The sequence below is a fragment of the Lactobacillus sp. B4015 genome (assembly GCF_026536055.1).
In the GTDB taxonomy this organism is placed as follows: domain Bacteria; phylum Bacillota; class Bacilli; order Lactobacillales; family Lactobacillaceae; genus Lactobacillus; species Lactobacillus panisapium.
The window spans coordinates 272,873-293,868 of sequence record NZ_JAFNOY010000002.1 but is presented as its reverse complement, the minus strand read 5'-3'; the positions used below and the strand labels follow the sequence as shown (position 1 = coordinate 293,868).

Below are 20,996 nucleotides of genomic sequence, written 5' to 3'. Positions count from 1 at the left end.
TTAAACCACTCCTACTAAACCTAAAACAATTGCTAAAATTAAAACACCAAGTAATATCCAATTAACATTAACCTTTTTAGATAGTAACCAATAGCATCCTAAAGTAACCAATAACGGAACTAATCCTTTCCATAATTGATCAAGATAAGTTTGAATTAGAATTGGCTTACCACCAGTGATTGGAATACTTAATTTTGATTTAAATTGGACCATCGTAGCTGTCATACACCCGATCATCATTAAGCCTAAAGTAGAAGCAGCTTTATTGAGAAGCTTCATACTTCCACTTTCGTACATATCTTGAATAAAAGTATCACCCAAGGTAAATCCCATATAAGTTAAATAGTACCTAGCCAAAATTGATGGTACATTATAAATAATTAGAAATAATAGTGGCCCTAAGATTGATCCTTGACTAGCTAAACTAATACCAACTCCGGCAGCAATTACTCTTAAAACACCCCAAAAGATTGAATCTCCAATTCCAGACAAAGGTCCCATCAATGAAGTCTTAATAGCAACCGTTGTTTCGGGATCAAAATTAGGATCTTGGGCAGTTTTCTTTTCCATTGAAGCTACAAGTCCCATAACAAATGTACCGACATTTTGTGTAATGTTGTACCAAGTGGTATGACGCATCATAGCCTTACGATGGCCCTCTTTATCATTTTTATAATATTCATCAAGAGCTGGCATAATAGAATACATAAAACCAGGTGCATGAGCTTTAGTTGCTCCTACTCGACTCGCAAACACCGTAAAAGACCGCCAAAAAATACGGTTAATTATTTTTTTATCTGTAGGTGAAACATTTTTAGTTAATTTCATGAGAAAAAGTCCTCCTCTTCTTGCTCTTCTGTCGAGGCTGAAACGTTACTTTCTACTTGGGTGTTTTGATTATTAGCAGCCATCGTCTTTTGTTTATTCTCAAGCTCCATAACTTGCTTATCTCTAATCCATTGTAAAGCTACGATAATAATTCCAATTGCAGCTACAGCTACAGAAGGCAAGTTCATATAAGCAGCCAAAATAAATCCCAAGAAATAATATGGAGACAATTGCTTACTCCAAAGCATTCTCATCAAAATTGCAAATCCTACTGCTGGTAAAAGTCCACCAGTTGCAGCCAGACCAGCCATTAAATTAGCAGGAATTTGGGCTACTAAGTGTTGTACTGGACGTGCTCCAGCCAAAACGGCAAAGAATGTTACCAATGAAAATACAAAATAATTTAAAAACCACATACCAAAATGAAGATGGGTTAATCCTTTAGCATTATCATCACTAGCAACTTTATCAACCATTGGCGCAAAAATGTTCATAACTACATTTTTCATAAACATTAAAATAAATGCAGCAAAGACACCGATTGGGACAGCTAATGCGAGAGCTGCTTTAGTATTTACGCCTAAAGTAATCGCAAATGTAGTAGCTAATACCGTAGCTGTAACAGGTTCTGCAGACAAGGCACCGCCAATATCAACTGCTCCCATGAAAATAGCTTCTAATGATGCCCCGATTAAAATGCCTGTCCTCATATCGCCCATTATTATTCCGGCAATTGTACCAACGACCAAAGGTCGCTCAATCATAGTTTGGCCCCAAAGCCAATTACCGCCAAGGCAGACAAACACGCAAAGTGAAGCCAAAAAGGCAGTTTGTAACATAATTATCCTCCTTCAAAGTATTATTATTTATCTTTCAATAAAGTTTTAATTGGTGTTTTTGCATTGCTTGGAACAACTTGATTAAATACAGGAATGTCTATCTTTGCTAACTCTTTTAGCGCTTCTAATTCATCCTTAGAAAGCATCAAAGTTGAAGATATTTGAACTGAATCCTTTGCATCATCAGCAAATCGGCCAACATTAGCCACATTAATACCCTCAATATTATTAACATTTTGAGCAATTTTTAGTGCGTCTTTAACATTATTTGTTAGAGCAAAGATTCTCATATTTGCACCCTTGGGATTATTAAAAACTTTAATCGCATCATCAACCGATCTGATTAATAGCTTTTTGCCAGTTGGTGTTGCCATTTTTAAAGTCATTTGTACCATTTGATTATTAGCAGCATTGTCATTAGCAACAACAATACCTGGTGTATTTAATTCTTTCGTCCAAACTAGTGCAACTTGGCCGTGAATTAATCGATCATCCACTCTTAGCTGTGCAATCATTATTTTTCCTCCTTATTCAAAAAAATCTGTTTCTTGTTCTTGATCATTTTCAGTATCTTCAAATTCAAAAAGCTCTACTTGACTTTGGTTAATTAATTCTTGTAAGTGTTTTTTAGATAATTTCTCACTATCAAGTAAGACCGCCATTACAATGGCCAAATTGGTTTGGGTAATAACATAAATATCTTTTTCGCTAGCGACCTTTAAAATCACCTTTTGGTTTACACTTCCACCTTTTAAATCGGTAAAAATTACCGCAGGCCGTTTAGCAGTTCTTATAAAAGCTGTAATTTGATCGGTATAATCAGTATCATCAACATATGCATCAATGGTTTTAATTTTGTCACCCATACCAGTCAAAATATCAATTGAGTTTTTAAGTCCGCTTGCAAAATGCCCGTGACTAGCAATTAGTATATCGGTCATTTTGTCACCTCCTTTACTTTCTTATTAGCAACAACCGTGCCAAGACTTTGAAAGGCTGCTATTTCGGGCAATAAAAAAGAAGTGTTTTAGTTTTAAACACTTCTTTTAGGCAATATTAAACACTTCTAGATGAACTGTTTAAACAATTCATACAATAGCGATATTTCATAGGTAGAAATTTTAATATTATATTTTAATTCGATTGGTTGAAAAATACTTTTAGTTATTTCAAAAAAGGCCTTCTCTTTTGCAGATTCCGGTTCAACTTCAATCTTACCGGTATTGCGAACCATCAACCGCTCAATCATCAAAGCAATATGCATATAAAGATTTAATTTAACCTTGCCATCTAACTTAAGATTATAAAAGTCCTCATACTTTTTATTAATCGTCTCAACTTCACCCAAAACCACGTCTGGATTTAAAAAGCTCAGCCGCTCAGAAATTCCTTCTTTAGAAAAGAAACGCAACAACTCATTATTGAATTGGTCAAGTTCCTGTTGATTTAAATATGGCGATAGCCAATGCTTCAACTTGTTTTCACCACTTGAATCCAAAATATCATAAAGATTCATGTGGTTAAATTTAACTTTTTCAGTAATGTCAATCGTTGTTAAAACAAATAGGGTCTGCTTAAAGTACGCCCACTTTTGATTTTCGATTTTTTCCTTTAAATCATTGTAGCCCAGCGGAATTACTTTGATATTGACCGGTAAATATTTTCGCAAAAGGTCACTGATTTTCTCAGCTATTCCTAACCCCGAAATACAGGAAACCAAAATATTAACCGACTGCGAGAACCCTTCATAGTATTTAACCCCAATCTGGTAGTCTTGCTCGGCCTTTTCGGCTATTTGCTTAAACGGCAAATTCTGTTTCATTTTTAAGCCTAAATCTAGTGCCGTTAAAGTCGTCAGATTATTGACTACCAATAAATCACCATCTAGTTGAGAACTAATCTGAGAATAGAGCTGGCTCAATGACCCCATATCGACCATTAAAATAAAGCCGTTAGTAGTATTAAAGCTGGCAATTAACTTATTAGCCTCACCGGCAATCGTTGCAATATTAGCATCAATCGGCATATCAATTGCATCAAACACATAATTACCGCAAAGCGAATTAATTACTGCCTGAATACTGGTTGCCGTATTTTCCCCATGAGCAACCATCAGTCCACGCAACTGAATTTTTTCATCAACATGATCACTAAGTAAAATTGCAAACAGATAAGTTAGGCTGATTTTACTTTTGGGATTTAAAACTGGCAGCTCTTCATAAAATTTTTCAGCTACATGGAGCGAGCGAGGTAAATGCTCGGCAATCACTTCACCTAAACGGGGTAGATCATAACTTAAGCGGAAATGATGCTCATATAGCGCATAAATAATCGGCTCTAAGTACGCTGTTTTCGCTAAACCGTATTGCTTTTCAATTATTTTTTGAAATAAATATTCATGTTGAACATGTAAGCCTGAATTTAGCGACTGCTTATTGATAAATTGGTTAATCGCTTGAATCTGCAGTCGACACTTATTTAAATTAGCTGTCGAATAGTCCGTCAACAATTCCTTTAACGAAGAAATGATGTTGGTTAATTTGCGCGTCATACTGTAGTTGGAAGGTAAAAAGTGCTGGCCACGCGGCTCGACACTAATTGCGCCGTAATCCTTAAAATGGGGTAACTGGTCAATCTGCAAATCCTTTAAGTGCAGGACGATTTCCTCTTCGCTGCTGCTGTCTTGGTAAGCAGCGGCACAAGAAACTTCAATAACATTTTTCAAATAGCCAATATTACCTGGATGCTTGAGCTGTACCAGAGCAGAGGTAACTTGCTTATCAACGATTATTTTTTTGGCAATTTTTTGAGCTTCGGCATGAAATAATGAGTTAATCAATTCTAACCGCTCATCCACTGGCCGCTCAATATAATCTGGCAGATTGACCCTAACCGGAATTCGCCGTAAAAAAGTAGGCAATAAGACTTGCTCAGGATTTTCCGTAGTCGCCATTATGATGCGCACTTTTGCTTTTATCGGGTGAACGTTGTCACCCATTTTATAAAATTGGTGCGAATCAATAAAACTAAACAATTTTTCCTGATTTTCATTGCTTAATCGATGGACTTCATCCAAAAATAAGTAACCACCATCGGCCTGCTTTAGTAGACCATCTTTTTCGGTATCCGCACCGGTAAAGGCGCCGCGAACATAGCCAAATAGCATACTAGAAATTAGTTCTGGATTATTGGCATAGTTGGCACAATTTAAGACAATATAAGGAGCTTTTTGTGCAATTATGCCACTTTTTTGAGCGTAAGTATACAATTTGCTGGCTAAATAGCTTTTACCAACACCAGAATTCCCAGTGATTAAAACGTTCAACCCATCAGGAGGATAGGCGGCAGCGGCTGATAATTGCTGGATTGTTTTCTCAAGTGAGCCGTGACCACCAATAATTCCACCAAAAAAATCAGAATTAGTTTCCCTAGCAGCAATTTTTTGCCACTTAACCGGCCTATCAGCTATTTTGTTTACTTTCTTCTCTTTCACAAGCTGATTAAGATAATGGCTAACAACTGATCTGGACAACTGTAAATGCTGCGCTAAATCGCTAGTATTAATTGCTTCGTTACCGGATAATTTTTCAATTTGATTTAAAACTCGTTGTTTAGCGCTATTCATCACAACTCTCCTTAGACTAATTTTTTCTTAATTATACCGAATTATAACAGTGCTTTCTATATAAAAATAGTTCTAGTTCTAAGTTTTGCAAAAATTAAATTTTTAGCAAGCATTGTAAATCGGCTAGTCGTCCTATTACGTAAGGAAAGTTGCCCCTTTTTATTTTTTGGTACGTATTAATTTAAAAAATAACTACTGTTAACAATTAGGTAGTTTTTACCCCCAATTAGTACCGAGTAGAAACTAAAAATTTAGTCTTGACTTGTATTTTTTAATATTTTATAATTTTCTCATCAAAGGTTGGAGGTAATTTCAATGATTAAGACTAGAAATCATCAATTACAGCAGAATAACCGTTATTACTATAGCTATTACAGGTAAAGGTTTGGATTCATCACGGTGAGTTCAAACATCAAGGTTTGAATTTATCAGTGATGGCTATAGCTTTTTAAGTATGATTAGCCACACGACTTTCTAAGTGGCTAATCTTGCATTAACAATGAATGATTAATCCCAAGGCAATCTTGTGTTACCCACTTAGAAATGAGTGGGTATTTTTTTATTGGAGGAAAAAAATGCATTTACGTAAATTAATGACAGGAATCAGTCTGGCAGGATTACTTTTATTGGGAGGATGCAGCAGTAAAAAAGCTGACGATAACAAAGCTGTTAAACATGTTGGCGTATTACAAGTAGTTCAGCACCCTTCGCTTGATAAAGCCTACAAAGGTTTTAAAAAGGGACTGAAAGAGGAAGGTTATGTTGAGGGTAAGAACCTCAAAGTTGATTACCAAAATGCTCAAAACAGTCAGGATAATTTAAAGAGCATGAGCGATAAGTTAGTTAAGGAAAAATCTGATTTGATTTTAGGAATAGCTACTCCCGCCGCACAAAGTGTGGCTAACGCTACGCAAGATATTCCGGTAGTTGTCACTGCCGTAACCGACCTAAAGGCAGCCAAATTGGTAAATTCCAATGCTAAGCCCGGTAGAAACGTTACCGGTACTACCGACATGGTTTCAATCAAACGCCAAATTGACCTACTGTTATCAATTGTGCCTAAAGCAAAAACAATCGGAATTATGTACAATGCCGGTGAAGCCAATTCTAAAATTCAGGCGGACATGGCAACTGCAGTTCTAAAAAAGGCCGGAGTAAAGGTGCTGATTAAAACAGCTAATACAACTAATGATGTTCAACAAGTAACTGAAACCTTAGCCTCTAAAGTGCAAGGAATTTTCGTTCCTACCGATAACACTTTTGACTCGGCAGCCTCAGTTGTCGGCAAGGTGGTCAAAGAGAAAAAAGTACCACTAGTTGCGGGTTCAACTGATCAGGTTAAGACGGGTGGCCTAGCATCAATTGGCATCGATTATGAAGCCCTTGGCGAACAAACGGGTAAAATGGCTGCTAAGATTTTAGCTGGCAAAGCAAAACCCGCTGATATGCCGGTTGAAAAAGCCCACGACATGCGTTTAGTGGTTAATAAAAAAATGGCCAAAGCCCTGGGAATTGATCCTAAATCAATCAAGGCTCCCAAAAATTAAGATTAAATAATTAGCCAAGCTCAAATGCCCTTTCTAACAGGATTATTATTGAGCTTACTCACACATAGCTTTTTTATCAGCCAGGTTTTTCTTGACTTTAAAATCTTAATAATTTATAATTTTTTCATCAAGGTTGGAGGTACTTTTGATCATGAATATAAATCAAAAATCACAACTGAATAACCGTTATTACTTTAGCTACTTTAGATAGCATTTGAATTCATCAAGATGAGTTCAAATGAAACGCAAGTTTGGATTTATCTATGATGGCTAGAGCGATTTGATTACGGTTAGCCACATAACTCTAAGTGGCTAATCGCAACGATTAATTTACAAAACAATGTTTGTATACCCACTTAGAAGTAAGTGGGTATTTTTTTATGGAGGATTTTTAATAGATGCATATTAGAAAATTAATTACGGGACTTGGTTTAGCAGGATTATTATTACTTGGCGGCTGTAGTAATAACAAAAAGAGTGATAGCGGCCAAACTGTCAAACATGTTGGTGTGCTGCAAGTTGTGCAGCATCCCTCCCTTGATAAAGCCTACGAAGGTTTTAAAAAAGGTTTAAAAGAAGAAGGTTATGTTGAGGGTAAAAACCTTAAAATTGATTACCAAAACGCGCAAAACAGTCAAGATAATTTAAAGAGTATGAGCGAAAAACTGGTTAACGAAAAATCAGATTTGATTCTAGGAATTGCTACACCGGCTGCCCAAAGCGTTGCTAATGCCACACAGGATATTCCAACTGTCGTAACTGCAGTAACCGACTTAAAAGCAGCTAAGCTCGTTAATTCAGACGCAAAACCCGGCAGAAATGTTACTGGAACCACTGATATGGTATCAATTGATAAACAAATTAAGCTGTTATTATCAATTGTGCCCAAGGCTAAAACAATTGGCGTCATGTATAATGCCGGCGAGGCCAATTCCAAAATCCAGGCAGATTTAGCAATTAAAGCACTCAAAAAAGCCGGTGTGAAAGTGTTAGTTAAGACGGCCAACACTACAAATGATGTTCAGCAGGTAACAGAAACTTTGGCGGGCAAGGTTCAGGGAATTTACGTTCCAACTGATAATACATTTGCCTCAGCTTCCTCGATTATTGGTAAAGTTGTTAAGGAAAAGAAGATTCCGCTAGTAGCAGGTTCAACTGATCAAGTAAAAACCGGTGGTTTAGCCTCAATCGGAATTGACTACGAAAAACTTGGTGAACAAACTGGTAAAATGGCAGCTAAAATTTTAGCGGGTAAAGCTAAGCCAGCAAACATGCCAGTTGAAAAAGCAAATGAATTAAAACTGGTTGTTAACCACAAGATGGCCAAGGCTTTAGGAATTGATCCTAAAACCATTAAGGCACCAAAATAAGTTTAGAAAGGCAGCGTGAACGCAAAACAATGTTAAATACTTTTTGGGAATTATTTCTTTCTGCAACTTCACAAGGATTACTCTGGTCACTAATGGCCATTGGGGTTTACTTAACTTTTCGTATTTTAGATTTAGCTGATATGACTGCTGAAGGAAGCTTCCCCTTAGGTGGTGCAATTGCCACAATGTGCCTTGTTAAAGGAGTTAATCCGATTTTAGCAACACTAGCAGCTTTTGGAGGCGGCATGATTGCTGGCCTGGTAACAGGATTTTTAAATACTAAATTACGCATTCCATCATTACTGGCTGGAATTATCACAATGACTGGCCTATACTCCATTACTTCTCGGGTAATGCAAAATGCAGCTAATGTTTCACTATTAGGTAAAGAGACCATTTTTACTATTGCCCAAAACTGGGGCTTAACGAGGAATAATGCTGTTATCGTGATGGGGCTAATTATTGCTTTAGTTGTCATCGGCTTATTGGTAGTATTCTTCCGCACGGAAATCGGCTTAGCGATGCGTGCGACTGGCGATAATCCGGAAATGAGTGCTGCTAATGGAATTAAAACTCAAGGAATGAAAATTCTAGGCTACATGATTTCTAATGCTTGTATTGCCCTTTCAGGAGCACTGCTCGCCCAGAATAACGGCTTCGCAGATTTAAACTCTGGGGTCGGAACCCTAGTTATCGGTTTAGCCTCAATTATTATTGCTGAAGTCATTGTACGGAATTTACCAATCTGGGGTCGTTTGCTGACTTTAGTTCTCGGTGCAATTATTTACCGATTGATTTTAGCACTAGTTTTCCAGATGAATGTCGAACCATCGGATGCTAAATTAGCTTCGGCTTTGGTCTTAGTTGTTTGTCTAACCCTGCCTAACTTTCACCTACCGCGTAATCTAAAAGGAGGAAACAAGAATGCCGGAAGTACTAAAGATTAAAAACTTACACCAAACTTTTGAACGTGGGACCGTTAACGAAAACCGCGTACTACAAGGGATCGATCTCAGCTTAAAAGCTGGTGACTTTGTAACAATTATTGGAAGTAACGGTGCCGGAAAATCTACCTTATTAAATAGTATTGCTGGCACGATCCCGATCCAAGAAGGACAAATTATCCTGAACGGCAATGACATTACCAAATTACCTGTAACCAAACGGGCCAAAAATATTAGCCGGGTCTTTCAGGATCCTAAGATGGGAACAGCAGTCAGACTGACGGTTGAAGAAAACTTGGCCTTAGCAATGAAACGGGGCCAACACCGTGGTTTTTTACCAGGAGTTAAAAAACAGGACCGCAAGTTTTTTAAAGAACAATTAGCCCAGCTGAATTTAAACTTGGAAAACCGGTTGGAAACTGAAATTGGTCTGCTTTCTGGTGGTCAAAGGCAGGCAATTACCCTGCTTATGGCAACCTTGCAGCGACCTGACTTAATTTTATTAGATGAGCATACCGCGGCTCTTGATCCTAAAACTTCCATTACGGTGATGGAACTCACGCAAAAATTAATTAGTGAGCAGCACTTAACGGCATTCATGGTAACCCATAACATGGAGGACGCGATTCATTATGGTAATCGTCTCATCATGCTTCACCAGGGACGTGTTGCTATCAACTTGGCTGGTGAAGAAAAGCAAAACCTAACCGTACCCAAATTAATGGAACTGTTCCAAAAACAAGTTGGTAGTGAAGTTGGCGATGATGCGATGTTATTAGCCTAAATACTAACTAAAAAAAAGCAATCTGAACAAAGTTCAGATTGTTATTTTTTTTATTAACGGCTTCACTTGCATTTATGCAGTTAATCAAGAACATCGAATTAACCGAATAGTTTACCCTTGGGTGCGTTTTTTGTAGTGCTTTTAACGTTAGCAGTAATAATTAATTTTGCACTTTTATCTAAATCGCTTTTAATTATTAATTCTATTAGGTAAAAAATATATTATCGTTACCCTTAAATTCCTAATAATTACTAAACTATTCTTGTCAAATGGAATTGAGGTTCAAATATTATCCTTGAATAGTTTTTTTGCATCTAGCTCACTTATTTTTTAATTAACCAGCGCTCAATAACGTTTAAAAATAACTATTCTCTTTTTATCTATAATGTACTTGACAATTTACGCTGAATAATGTTAACAAAATTTCGAAAATTCTAATCAATAATTTAAATTAACCTTCATAATCAGCTTAAACTCATATCTATTCAACAATGCAGGAAAACTCCAGATTTTACAGGTAACCAAGATTAACTGTCGACCTTCAAATTATGTTGAAAATTCAATAAATAATTAAATTGGAAAATCCTATGCTTAACCATAATCTAACTAGTCGCGTACAAATAAGTAGTATTTAACATTTCATTTTTAAACATGTCTCTTAATGATTAAAAAAGAATTACGATATCATATCGCTTTTTTGTAAATAATAAAAGCAAAATAGATTTTTTAAGAAGTATCATTATTAGCAATTGACTAATCACCCAATTTTAGTTTAAAAACTTTTATTTAGCAAACAGCGTTAGCTATTTAATATATTTTGTTTGGTCAAAACTAAGCTATTCATCTTCAGATAAATTTAGTATAGTAGTAATTTAGTCCAAAAGTGTGAAACTGTTTCAATTAAGAGTTTTAATCCATATCTTTTGTTATCAAGAATTTAAAACTTTTAATTTCTAGGTTTCTCTTTATATAAAACAAATGATTCTTAAGTTTAATATATGATAAGCAGTTGTTGTACTCTTACTGTTAGGTTTAGGTCAAAATTTGTAAAGACTGAACCCACAACTTTAAGCGAATAGATAAAAATAAAGTCAGACTTAAGCTCTTTTAGAACGCAAAAGAGCGCATACCTTTTTATATAATACAAGTAAAAGTTTCAACATTTTTAATATAGCTTCACCACTATTAAATAAAAAATCTGAAAATCTTAATTAATTACATAGTTTTCCTAAAAGTAATCTTTAATAACATGTCATTTTAATTCCAATTTTTTTAACTTTTAGGAATAGCTTTTAATCTCTAATTTATTTGCGCTGACTTCTTGCAAAAACTGGTTTTGCTTAAATTTAAAAATCAAGTCTGTTGTTTTAATAGGGAGATACTAATATGTCAAAATAAATTACTAACTATTCATTAATAAACCACTTCAACTTTATTTTTCTCAAACAGTTCATTAAAACTGGTTGTTGGCTTTTTATCAGTTACTAACGCTGAAAGTTGATTTAATTCACAATCTTTATAGGGTAAAACCTGATCAAACTTAGTATTATCAATTAGTAAAATCATTTTTTTAGTACATTCCAACAGGGCATGCTTTAAATTTGATTCTGATTCTACTTTATCAGTTATGCCATATTTTAAACTAATTCCACGACAAGACATAAAAGAAATATCAAAAACATAATTTTTTAAATAACTCGCCGTAATCATGCCACTAGTATATGTATCAATCAGTGTACCTCCTAAAACATTAATTTTATTCTGAGTATGTAAATTTAAATAAATAGCTGTTTCTAAATTCGTAGTAGTTATATTTAAATCTTTAAAAGCTCCTAAAAAATGTGAAAGTGTGTTTGCTGTACTGCTGCCATCTAAAAAAATATTTTGTCTATTTTCAATAAAACCTGCTGCAAGTGAAGCAATATATTTCTTTTCACTCATATTAAGGTGTTGCTTAATAGTTGTTGGAGTTTCTATTTCATTTGGCTTTAAAACAAAAGCTCCTCCATTAATGCGCTGCACTAAATCATTGTCTGACAAAACTTTTAAATCTCGTCTAACTGTACTAGCGCTATAATGCAATAATTTAGAAATTTCAGTAATAGTTAAAAAGTTTTTTTCTTTTAAAAGCGTTAATAAAAACTCTTGTCGCTTATTCATAGTAGGCCTCCGATTAAGAATGAAACAAATCCGTCAATTTTTGAAAAATTCTTTATTCATTTTGACATATTTTCAATATCATTGTCATCTATTGAAAAAATATAGATAGATTTATAGCATTAGTAATGAAAGCGAATACAAATATAATTAACATTAATGGAGGTTAAAAATGACATTAGTAACTTTAAATGATATTTTACCAAAGGCAAAAAAGGAGGGCTATGCGGTTGGTGCATTTAATTATGCAGACCTGAATACTGCGCGTGGCATCATTAAAGCAGCAGAAGAAGAAAATTCTCCAGTAGTCTTGCAGATTGCAGAATCGCATTTTCCCTATTTGCCATTAAGAGAAGGCGGAAAGCTGGCACTCGACTTAGCCGAAAATGCCAGTGTACCAGTTGTTGTTCACCTAGATCATGGTACAGACATGGAAACTTGCATTAAAGCATTGCGCTTGGGCTTTAGTTCAGTAATGCTTGATTTTTCGCAAAAATCTTTGACCGAAAATATTGAAAAGACCAAAGAAGTCGTTGAATTCGCACATGATATTGGAGCAAGCGTCGAGGGAGAAGTAGGTGTGATGACGCACGATGGCGGTGATGGCAAACCGGATTATAGCAACTTAACAGACAACTATACCACCATAGAAGAAGCAAGAAAGTTTTACAATGAAACTAACATTGATGCTATGGCCATTTCTTATGGAACAGTTCACGGTATTTATCGCGAAAAACCGATGCTTAATTTCGATCGTCTACATGAAATTTCAAGTGCAGTCCCAGTTCCTTTAGTTGTTCATGGTGGCTCTGGTTTAACCGATGAAGAATACAGAAATTCAATTAAAAATGGTATCAGCAAAATAAATTACTATTCCGTAATGTCTTTTAATGTCACTAACGGGTTGCGAAAATATCTCAATGAGCGTGAGAAAGAGCAAGTTTTCTTATATGATGTCGATATGAAAATAATGGAATTGGTTAAAGAAGATATCAAGAATAAAATAAGAGTCTTTGGTTCAGCAAACAAGGCTTAGTATATAAAAAGGTATAGTTATGAACAAATTTTTAATTATCACTCATAGTACTCTGGCTGAAGGTTTTTACAACAGCACCAAGTTTCTAAGTGGTTTGACAGATAATGTCAAGTTTATTAATGCTTATGTCGATGAAAGTGACTGGACCAAAGAAGCTAAACAATTTTTATCAGAAGAAAATTATAAAAATTCTGTCGTTGTTATGACGGATATTTTCGGTGGTAGTGTTAATCAAAAAATGACGCTTTTACTCAAAAAATTTAACTTTATCCTGATTACTGGCGTAAATTTGCCTTTAGTTTTGTCACTGGTACTCGAAACTGAACCGTTAACGAAGGAAAAGTGCTCAAAAATAGTTACAGAAGCAAGAAAGCAATTACAAGTTGTCAAAGCGGTTAGGCCAGAAAAGGATGAACAAGACGATGTTTTTTTAAATTGATTAAGGATGCGATTTTATGATTAAAGAACTGAGAGTAGATGACCGGTTAATTCACGGCCAGGTCGCACTAACCTGGCCGGGTCATTTGGGAACAAGTCATATTGTTGTTGCCAATGATGAAGCCAGCAAAAATGAGATGCAACAAAGCGCACTAAAAATGTCAGTGCAGGGAACAGCAAAAGTTCTTGTACGGAATATTGACGATGCAATCAAATTGTTTGAAAATCCGAAGGCACAAAGCATACCAATGTTTGTGGTGGTTAATAAGGTAAAAGACGCACAAAGAATCTATGAAGGCTTGGACAGACAAGGTGTTGAAAGAATAAATATTGCAAACGTTGGACGTTTTGATGGTATTGATAAAAGCAAAAAGACTGAACTAACAGGTTCAATATTATTGACTTTAGAGGATGAGGAAGCTACTAAAGCTTTAATAGGTGCTAATGCCAAAGTAGTTCATCAAGTGATACCAACCGATAAAGCAGAAGCATTTTCGAGCATACTGAAGGAGCACTAAAATGACTAGTAATATAATTTGGGCCGCTTTTTTATGTGGCTTAGCTGAATTTATTTGTTACGGAGGCGACTGGCTAATCGGGCAAAATATGGCTGACCAGCCTATTGTTGTCGGTCCACTCGTCGGCCTGCTTTTAGGCGACCTCCAAACGGGAATTATCCTAGGAGCGATGCTTGAAGCGACTTTTATTGGTGCGGTCAACGTTGGGGGAGCTGTTTCACTCAATCCCTCCGTTGCCACCGTCTTAGCAGTAGCCTATGCAATAATTGGCGGAGGCGATACCAAAGCTGCCGTTGCGCTTGCTATACCAATGGGGTTATTGGGTGGTTTACTTGAGGTTGGTACCTATGTATTGTTTTCCCTAGTTCAAGATTCATGGACTGACGCCGCAGATAAGGGCAATGAGAAAAAACTAGTTTGGCTTCACTATGGCGTCTGGTTTGCCAGGTCACTTGTATTTTTTGCAGCAGTCTTTGTCACAGTTCTTATCGGTGTCAAGCCAGTAGCTGCTTTCATCAAGTCACTACCAGCATTTGTCGAAAATGGACTGGGACTGACTGGTGGCCTTCTTCCGGCAGCTGGTTTCGCAATGTTGCTTAGCATGGTTTGGGAAAAGAAACTGGCGGTGTGGTACTTTTTAGGATTCATCTTAGTTGAATATGTCAAGTTACCACTACTTGTTGTTGGAATTATTGGCTTAGTATTTGCAGTAGTGTTCGCTTTTTACGATAAAGATATTTTCGACTTAAAACACCAAAAAAATGCAGCAATAGTAAATAACAAAACGTCAAATGAACAAGAAGAGGAGGATTTTCTATCATGAGCAGTGAAACTAGTATTAAAAATAAAAGCACCACAATTTCACCTACGGATAAAAAACTCTTGCGCAAACTTTACCTTAGATCATTGACAATTGGTGCACCCTTGCAATATGCCAACGAATATGGCTCGGGATTTGAGTATTCAATCCTGCCTTTTATCGACCATTATTATAAGGATGGCTCTGACAAAAAGCGCCAAGCCCTTAAAAGGCACATCGTCTTTTATAATATAACTCAATATGTTGGTACATTCTGCCAGGGTCTTGTGGCATCAATGGAAAAGCAGGCTGCTATGCATGATGACTATGATGTTTCATCCATTAGTGCCGTTAAGGCTAGTTTAATGGGGCCAATGTCAGGTATCGGTGATACATTGTTTTGGGGTATTTTGCGGGTCATTGCTGCTGGCGTGGCTATGACTTTTGGCATGCAAGGCAATGTTTTGGCACCGTTTGTCTTCTTATTGATATACAATATTCCGGCACAATGGTGTCGTTGGGAAATGACCAAGTTGGGCTTTTCCGTTGGTTCGGAATACATCACCGAAATGTATTCGTCAGGACTTCTCACGATCTTTACCAAAGCGGCAAGAACACTGGGTCTGATTATGTTAGGAGGTATGACTAGTAGCCTCGTCCAATTCAAGACGAAACTAGTTTTCCATGTCGGTGGGGGGCAAGTAATTAATGTTCAAAACATTCTTGACTCGCTTCTAAAAGGACTAGTCCCGTTGATAATCACTTTAGTTTGCTACTGGTTAATTGCCAAAAAACATATTAACTTTACAGTGGTCATCATTGGTTTAATCGTTTTCTGTATCCTACTCAGTGCATTGGGTATTGCATAAATAACTAAGATTTAAAAAGTCGAGAACTTCAATTTTTTGGTTCTCGACTTTTTGTATACAATTTAATAGTCAACGATTTTGAATGATAGTAGCAATATCGACACAGGTCTCTTCACTCTGTTTTAAATAACCTAGTCGATCAAAAAAGCCATGATCTAGTCCTTTATATAATATTTCTTGGACCTCAACGTTATTTTGCTGAAGCAGTTTTACAAAGTACTTATTACTTGGTAAAAAGTAGTCAAATTCCGCTTCAATCATAGTTACCGGTGGCATATTGACAAAATTAGTTGAATATACTGGACTAACTAATGGATCAGTTGCTTTAGCATTTCCAACATAAAGTAATTTCATTAAGTTGTTAACATACATAATTTTATTTAATCTTGTGTGAATATAATTACGATGCTTTTCATTCATTTGATAGAATAAATAATTCCAATTATAAAGAGTTTGTTCAACTTTCTGTAAATCTAGAGCTCCATATATTGAAATCACCTGTTTAATTAAGTGTTTATTATCTAGTAGCCCACATTCAACTGCTAAATTTCCTCCTGCACTATCACCAGCAACAAAAACTTGCGAATTATTAAAACCGAGATATTTTTGGTTAGAAATTGTCCATTCAACAATTTCTAACGCGTCATTAAGAGAACCAGGAAATGGTGTTTCAGGAGCTAGTCTATAATCTGGTGAAATTACTACACATTTTGCTCTTTCCGCTATTAAGCGACACTGATTTAGCAAAGTGCTACTACTTCCACCGATAAAACCTCCACCATGAAAGTAAACACAAGCATTTTTAATATTTTTTTCATTACCTGGTCTACAAACCACAGCAGGTAAAAACCTATTCTTACATTCAATAAGTATATTTTTTTCAATAACTGTAGTAGTAGTTAGATCCTTGTTAGGAGATCCCATACTTTTTCTTACTTCCGTAAAATCAATTTGAGTCAAATCAATTACTTTGTTTGCTTCTTCATCAGTAAACTCCGGTTTGCATTGTGTTCGCTTTAGAACCTGAGGATCGAGAAGCCCCCATCGTTCACCATATACAGTATTCTTAATAATCATCTTTTGCCCCCATTCATGATTAATTATTTTAAATCACATCAATAGACATATGTATGTATAATTACTTTACCAATAAGTTACATGTGCATGCCAAACTTTTATTAAAAATCTTTCTTAAAAAGTTAGATTTGCATCGTATTAAATAAAGCTATTTTTGAGTTTTATTATAATCATCGTTACAAACAACTTCCTATACACCTCGAATATTCCTCTTCGTTCTAAGTAAGTGCTGATTGTCAAAAAAATATCACCAAATTAAATAATCATATACAAATGCAAAAAAAATTAATTTTTATATATGAGAGTAGTTATTACGCATGTTTTCAGTGATTGCATTTCTTATTTCGTATGCAAATTAAAAACAAATCTTAAAATAATTGGAACAATTAAAGCCATAAATCCAAGAATAAATGAGTACAATAAGTGTGTTTTTTACAGTTATCTAATTAATAACATCCTCAATGCCACAATTCTCTGACTTATCAAATTCTAAGCCATGAATGCAGACTAAAGGAATGTTTTGCCCCCGCTGACCCATTACTAACCCGGCTGCAGAAGCTAGCATGTCACAGAGCGTTTCGGCAGTACCATTTTCCTTATTCAATCTCAATCCATTCAGGCCATACAAACCAACTGCAACTTGGTTCGCACCTTTTTTATCAACCCTGCCATCACTATCAGTAATGATTACGCTTGTTCGAACTCTTAGAATGTCAAAGAATGTATCGCTGATTGTCTTAGCTGTCTTGTCACAATCTTTAGGTAGAGTAATCGCAAAATTATCTTTGACCTTATCAACACCCGCGCTGGTCAAAAAGAGACCGTTGGGTAGCCAAGCACCAATATGATAACCAGAAATTTCTAAATGTTTACCTGATGGATCACCTGTCTGATTAATAATTACCTGAATTAATCTTGCATCTTTGCGTGGAATTTGTTTATGAATTTTTTCAGCTAAAGAAGAGGGCGTTATGGTGTTCAGATCAATAATATTGTCTTCTGCAAGAGAACAGATTTTAGAGGCGACACAAATAATGTCGCCATTAGCAATTTTAAAACTCTCTTTTTTTATTATCTTGGCTAAAGTTTTTGGTAAGTCACATGGTGCCGAAATTTGTGGTACGTTGTGTAGTCCTTCGATGGTTAACATATTTTATCCTTTTTGTTCCTTTGTCTTTTCGGAGGCTTCTTTTTATTACTTTGAAAAATGAATATTAAATTATCAATACACGAAAAAGTTACCTATTGAAAGAATAGCTGCATTTAAGCAAAAATCCGTACTCATAATTGCCGCAAATTTTTTATAAAATTTAGGTGTAGCATATTAATCCTCAGTATTTATTAATATATAGATATGTTTGACAGCTTTCAAGAGCCAATTAAGCAGTATGGCTTACTTTCTCTTTTAACTGGACAAAGGGTTTATAGAGAAAGTTTTGGAAATAAAGAATAAGCCCCATTAAAGGTTGGATATTGTCACATAACCTGAATATAGCAAGAGTTAAAATACAGTTGAGTAGCTGAACAAGTTTAAAAGGCTTTTGGTCAGCTTGAGACGTCATTTTTCTAGGCAATGATGGTGAGCGTCAATTACTTCAACAATTTCGGCAACTGGAGCAGCACAATCAGTTTTTAACCATTCACCAATCACAGCAGCAATCCCATTGCGGAAAAAAGTTTGATCAAAATGGTTCTTCTGCAGCTTTTGCTCGGTAAATCTTTCAGCTAAACCCATTTGTAAATTGAGTTTAAAAAACATCCGGTAAAGATCCTGGTGATCCTTGATGTGCTGCAGCAATATGGTAAAGGACGGGTCGCTCATATCATCCTGCAATCGTTGATATTCATCAACTAAATATTCACGAAGCTTGTCTGTTAAATCATAAATATCAATGTAATTATCATAAAAAGATGATCGGTTAATTTGAGCTTTTTGGCAAATTGTTGTTACTCGTAAATCCTGTAATTCATGATCTTTTAGCAGATCGATGACTGCTGCCTGAATTTTTTGCCGAGAGACAGCGCGGCTTCGCTTATTATTCATAAAAACAATTATGCCACAAAAATGTGTTTCGGTTAATTCTTTTTAAACTTGCATAAACTAATTATCACTTGAATAAGAGCTAATCCTGTCATTACTGCAAACGTGAACTGAATTCCGGCATAATTTGCCGTCACATGTGGGTTATTAAAGTGGGTTGCACTTGTCATTATCTCCATTAAGATAGCTGTTCCTAATGCACCGCTTAGCGTTCTTAAAGCCGTTAAAAGCGCGGTCCCATGGGCTACTTCTTCTTGTGGTAGATTCTGCATCCCCCACGTGACAATCGGCATCATCAGACAGCCAACTCCCAATAACCGAAGCAGATACAGTCCGCCTAATAAAAGCAGCTGACTTGAAGAATTAATTAAAGTTACACCCCAGCAACTAATCAGTAACATTAAACTGCCGCCAATTGCTAATTTATTGATGCCAAAACGATCATAAAATTTTCCTGTTAACGGGTTAATTAAAGCCATTGCCAACGAGCCTGGCAACATTATTAGAGCGGAAATCACCGCTGATTTTTTCATTACCGTTTGAATTAAAATCGGATAAATGGTTGAGCTGCCCATCATTACTGCATAAAGCAGCATACTAATGATGACAGCTAGGCGAAATTTAGGCTTTTGCAAAATCCGTAAGTTAAGAAAGGGCTCACTGCTATTTAATTGTTTTTTACTAAAAATAGCTAATAAAATAGCCCCGATAACTAGTTCAAACAGGCTAACCATGAAGTTTGTTGCCAGACTGCTCAGACTAAGTAAAATACCGGTTACCCCGCCTGCACAAAGCAATAAAGAAATGTAGTCTAATGGGATCTTCTCAGTAGGGGTAACATTCTTAACACAGCAAAATGCCAAAATAATGATGATAACAGAAATTACTCCTGCCATTAGGAAAATACTGCGCCAGCCCCAAGAATCAATCACAATTCCAGTTAAAGTTGGCGCAATTACCGGAGCAGCACCAGAGGCGAGTCCCAAAATACCCATCACAGTACCCTGCTTTTCTAGCGGATATAGCGTCATAATGACGACTTGCGTTAATGGCAAAATAATTCCGCTTCCTAAAGCTTGAAAAATTCGTCCCAGCAGCAAAATATTAAAGTTTTGTCCCCACCAACTGATTAATGTCCCCAGTGTAAACAGAATCATTGCTGCTAAAAAGACCTGCCTGGTTGTAAAGCGTTTAATTAGATAGGCCGTCATCGGTACCATAATCGCCATTGTTAAGCTAAATGCACTTGTCAGCCATTGGGCGGTCGCTGCCGATAGTGTTAATTCACGCATTATTTGTGGTAATGCTGTCGTCAAGGATGTCTGTAATAGCGATGTCACTACAGCCCCAGTTAAAAGTGTTCCAAAAACTAAATTGGCTTTCTTTGTAGACATATTTGTTCCTCTTTCAAATTTAATTGGTTTTAATTATAGCGACGGGAAAATTGCAAACAACCAACAATTTTTCTTTATTTGTCGGTTAACAGCATCTATAACCAAAGAAACTAATCACTTAGAATCAGCAAACATCGTCTTTTTCAGCATTTATTTTTATTTTGTATACTTATTGTTAAATTGCTTAAATTTGGTGCTATAATTAAACAAAATTTTATTTTAATTTCATGATGAGGAAAATAAAATGGCAGAACATGAATTTAAAGATTTAGATCAGGCTAAAATCTCGCATGCAAAGGCTCAGGAACGCCATTTCAATAAAATAATATTACCGCTTGCTGCAGTTTTCATTTGCTTTTTAATATGGACAGTAATAACTAGTATTGGTCTGTTTTTTAAAACAATCACGATTGTCGCATTAATCTTATTTGTTTATTTTGTTATCTCCGATTCAATGTACTTACATGACAAATTGAAAAAACGCAGAGAAAAATAATAGTCGAACTAAAATAGGCTTAGCAACATAAAATCGCTGCTAAGCCTGTTTTAGTACAGTTATATTCTAGTGTTTGTCAAATTTTGTCACCATTTTTAATCTTGTGAAACAGTGAGTAATATTATATTTTTCAATAGCTAACGTCAAAATCACTTACCAAAATTCTATGACCTTAATCTTATTTCAACTTTCTATAATCATTGGCTTTAATTTCAAGCTAACTTGCTCTGACCC

The 20,996-nt window shown here is 35.7% G+C and carries 20 protein-coding genes; 10 read left to right on the top strand and 10 right to left on the bottom strand.

Translation table 11 applies throughout. The features are described 5' to 3' along the window. The 5 genes from J3U71_RS03120 to J3U71_RS03100 form a co-directional block, all read right to left on the bottom strand. The gene (locus J3U71_RS03120; RefSeq protein WP_103752903.1) at positions 1 to 828 is read right to left on the bottom strand and encodes a PTS system mannose/fructose/sorbose family transporter subunit IID; all 828 of its coding nucleotides are present in this window, start codon (positions 826 to 828) and stop codon (positions 1 to 3) included. Continuing rightward, positions 825 to 1,667, bottom strand: a complete 843-nt coding sequence (locus tag J3U71_RS03115; protein ID WP_220269138.1) for a PTS mannose/fructose/sorbose/N-acetylgalactosamine transporter subunit IIC — start codon at positions 1,665 to 1,667, stop codon at positions 825 to 827. The genes J3U71_RS03120 and J3U71_RS03115 overlap by 4 nt, the downstream gene beginning before the upstream one ends. 23 nt (positions 1,668 to 1,690) lie before the next feature. Then, positions 1,691 to 2,182: a PTS system mannose/fructose/N-acetylgalactosamine-transporter subunit IIB gene (locus J3U71_RS03110; RefSeq protein WP_103752901.1), complete on the bottom strand. Its 492-nt coding sequence runs from the start codon at positions 2,180 to 2,182 to the stop codon at positions 1,691 to 1,693. A gap of 12 nt (positions 2,183 to 2,194) precedes the next feature. After that, positions 2,195 to 2,608 carry a PTS sugar transporter subunit IIA gene (locus J3U71_RS03105; RefSeq protein WP_220269136.1) on the bottom strand — a complete coding sequence of 138 codons (414 nt, stop codon included), beginning with the start codon at positions 2,606 to 2,608 and terminating at the stop codon, positions 2,195 to 2,197. A 125-nt stretch (positions 2,609 to 2,733) separates the two neighbouring features. After that, positions 2,734 to 5,292: a sigma 54-interacting transcriptional regulator gene (locus J3U71_RS03100; RefSeq protein ID WP_267392474.1), complete on the bottom strand. Its 2,559-nt coding sequence runs from the start codon at positions 5,290 to 5,292 to the stop codon at positions 2,734 to 2,736. Positions 5,293 to 5,867: 575 nt separating this feature from the next. Between J3U71_RS03100 and J3U71_RS03095 the strand changes: the two genes are divergently transcribed. From J3U71_RS03095 to J3U71_RS03080, 4 genes are all read left to right on the top strand, one after another. Then, positions 5,868 to 6,839, top strand: coding sequence for an ABC transporter substrate-binding protein (locus J3U71_RS03095; RefSeq protein ID WP_267392475.1), 972 nt, complete (start codon positions 5,868 to 5,870; stop codon positions 6,837 to 6,839). 398 nt (positions 6,840 to 7,237) lie between these two features. Continuing rightward, the gene (locus J3U71_RS03090) at positions 7,238 to 8,209 is read left to right on the top strand and encodes an ABC transporter substrate-binding protein (protein WP_220220688.1); all 972 of its coding nucleotides are present in this window, start codon (positions 7,238 to 7,240) and stop codon (positions 8,207 to 8,209) included. Between the two features lie 29 nt (positions 8,210 to 8,238). Next, positions 8,239 to 9,156, top strand: coding sequence for an ABC transporter permease (locus J3U71_RS03085; RefSeq protein ID WP_267392476.1), 918 nt, complete (start codon positions 8,239 to 8,241; stop codon positions 9,154 to 9,156). Continuing rightward, a complete protein-coding gene (locus J3U71_RS03080; protein ID WP_220269133.1) occupies positions 9,134 to 9,937 on the top strand; it encodes an ABC transporter ATP-binding protein in 804 nt (267 codons plus the stop codon). The genes J3U71_RS03085 and J3U71_RS03080 overlap by 23 nt, the downstream gene beginning before the upstream one ends. A gap of 1,413 nt (positions 9,938 to 11,350) precedes the next feature. On the opposite strand, the gene J3U71_RS03075 is transcribed toward J3U71_RS03080, so the two are convergent. Further along, positions 11,351 to 12,097 carry a DeoR/GlpR family DNA-binding transcription regulator gene (locus J3U71_RS03075; protein ID WP_220269132.1) on the bottom strand — a complete coding sequence of 249 codons (747 nt, stop codon included), beginning with the start codon at positions 12,095 to 12,097 and terminating at the stop codon, positions 11,351 to 11,353. A gap of 169 nt (positions 12,098 to 12,266) precedes the next feature. Here J3U71_RS03075 and J3U71_RS03070 point away from each other — a divergent pair, with 169 nt between their 5' ends. The 5 genes from J3U71_RS03070 to J3U71_RS03050 are packed head-to-tail and all read left to right on the top strand — an operon-like array spanning position 12,267 to position 15,754. Continuing rightward, positions 12,267 to 13,130 (top strand): class II fructose-bisphosphate aldolase, encoded by an 864-nt coding sequence (locus tag J3U71_RS03070; RefSeq protein WP_220269131.1) that lies wholly within the window; start codon positions 12,267 to 12,269, stop codon positions 13,128 to 13,130. A gap of 19 nt (positions 13,131 to 13,149) precedes the next feature. Next, complete coding sequence (locus J3U71_RS03065) at positions 13,150 to 13,569, top strand: PTS sugar transporter subunit IIA (RefSeq protein ID WP_267392477.1); 420 nt, start codon at positions 13,150 to 13,152, stop codon at positions 13,567 to 13,569. A 16-nt stretch (positions 13,570 to 13,585) separates the two neighbouring features. Next, on the top strand, positions 13,586 to 14,086 hold the full coding sequence (locus J3U71_RS03060; RefSeq protein ID WP_220269129.1) for a PTS sugar transporter subunit IIB: 501 nt from the start codon (positions 13,586 to 13,588) through the stop codon (positions 14,084 to 14,086). Between the two features lies 1 nt (position 14,087). Beyond that, positions 14,088 to 14,909 (top strand): PTS mannose/fructose/sorbose/N-acetylgalactosamine transporter subunit IIC, encoded by an 822-nt coding sequence (locus J3U71_RS03055; protein ID WP_220269128.1) that lies wholly within the window; start codon positions 14,088 to 14,090, stop codon positions 14,907 to 14,909. Beyond that, a complete protein-coding gene (locus J3U71_RS03050) occupies positions 14,906 to 15,754 on the top strand; it encodes a PTS system mannose/fructose/sorbose family transporter subunit IID (RefSeq protein ID WP_220269127.1) in 849 nt (282 codons plus the stop codon). The genes J3U71_RS03055 and J3U71_RS03050 overlap by 4 nt, the downstream gene beginning before the upstream one ends. A 69-nt stretch (positions 15,755 to 15,823) precedes the next feature. Here J3U71_RS03050 and J3U71_RS03045 read toward each other — a convergent pair whose 3' ends face one another. The 4 genes from J3U71_RS03045 to J3U71_RS03030 all read right to left on the bottom strand — a co-directional run bounded on the left by J3U71_RS03045 (position 15,824) and on the right by J3U71_RS03030 (position 20,266). After that, a complete protein-coding gene (locus tag J3U71_RS03045; RefSeq protein WP_220269126.1) occupies positions 15,824 to 16,831 on the bottom strand; it encodes an alpha/beta hydrolase in 1,008 nt (335 codons plus the stop codon). 442 nt (positions 16,832 to 17,273) lie between these two features. Beyond that, positions 17,274 to 17,981, bottom strand: a complete 708-nt coding sequence (locus J3U71_RS03040) for a coenzyme F420-0:L-glutamate ligase (protein ID WP_220269125.1) — start codon at positions 17,979 to 17,981, stop codon at positions 17,274 to 17,276. A gap of 408 nt (positions 17,982 to 18,389) precedes the next feature. Then, positions 18,390 to 18,875 (bottom strand): TetR-like C-terminal domain-containing protein, encoded by a 486-nt coding sequence (locus J3U71_RS03035; RefSeq protein WP_267392478.1) that lies wholly within the window; start codon positions 18,873 to 18,875, stop codon positions 18,390 to 18,392. Positions 18,876 to 18,907: 32 nt separating this feature from the next. Further along, positions 18,908 to 20,266: a DHA2 family efflux MFS transporter permease subunit gene (locus tag J3U71_RS03030; protein WP_220269111.1), complete on the bottom strand. Its 1,359-nt coding sequence runs from the start codon at positions 20,264 to 20,266 to the stop codon at positions 18,908 to 18,910. 244 nt (positions 20,267 to 20,510) lie between these two features. Between J3U71_RS03030 and J3U71_RS03025 the strand changes: the two genes are divergently transcribed. Then, entirely contained in the window at positions 20,511 to 20,762 is a 252-nt protein-coding gene (locus J3U71_RS03025; RefSeq protein WP_220269110.1) for a hypothetical protein, read from the top strand. The last annotated feature ends 234 nt before the right edge of the window (positions 20,763 to 20,996 follow it).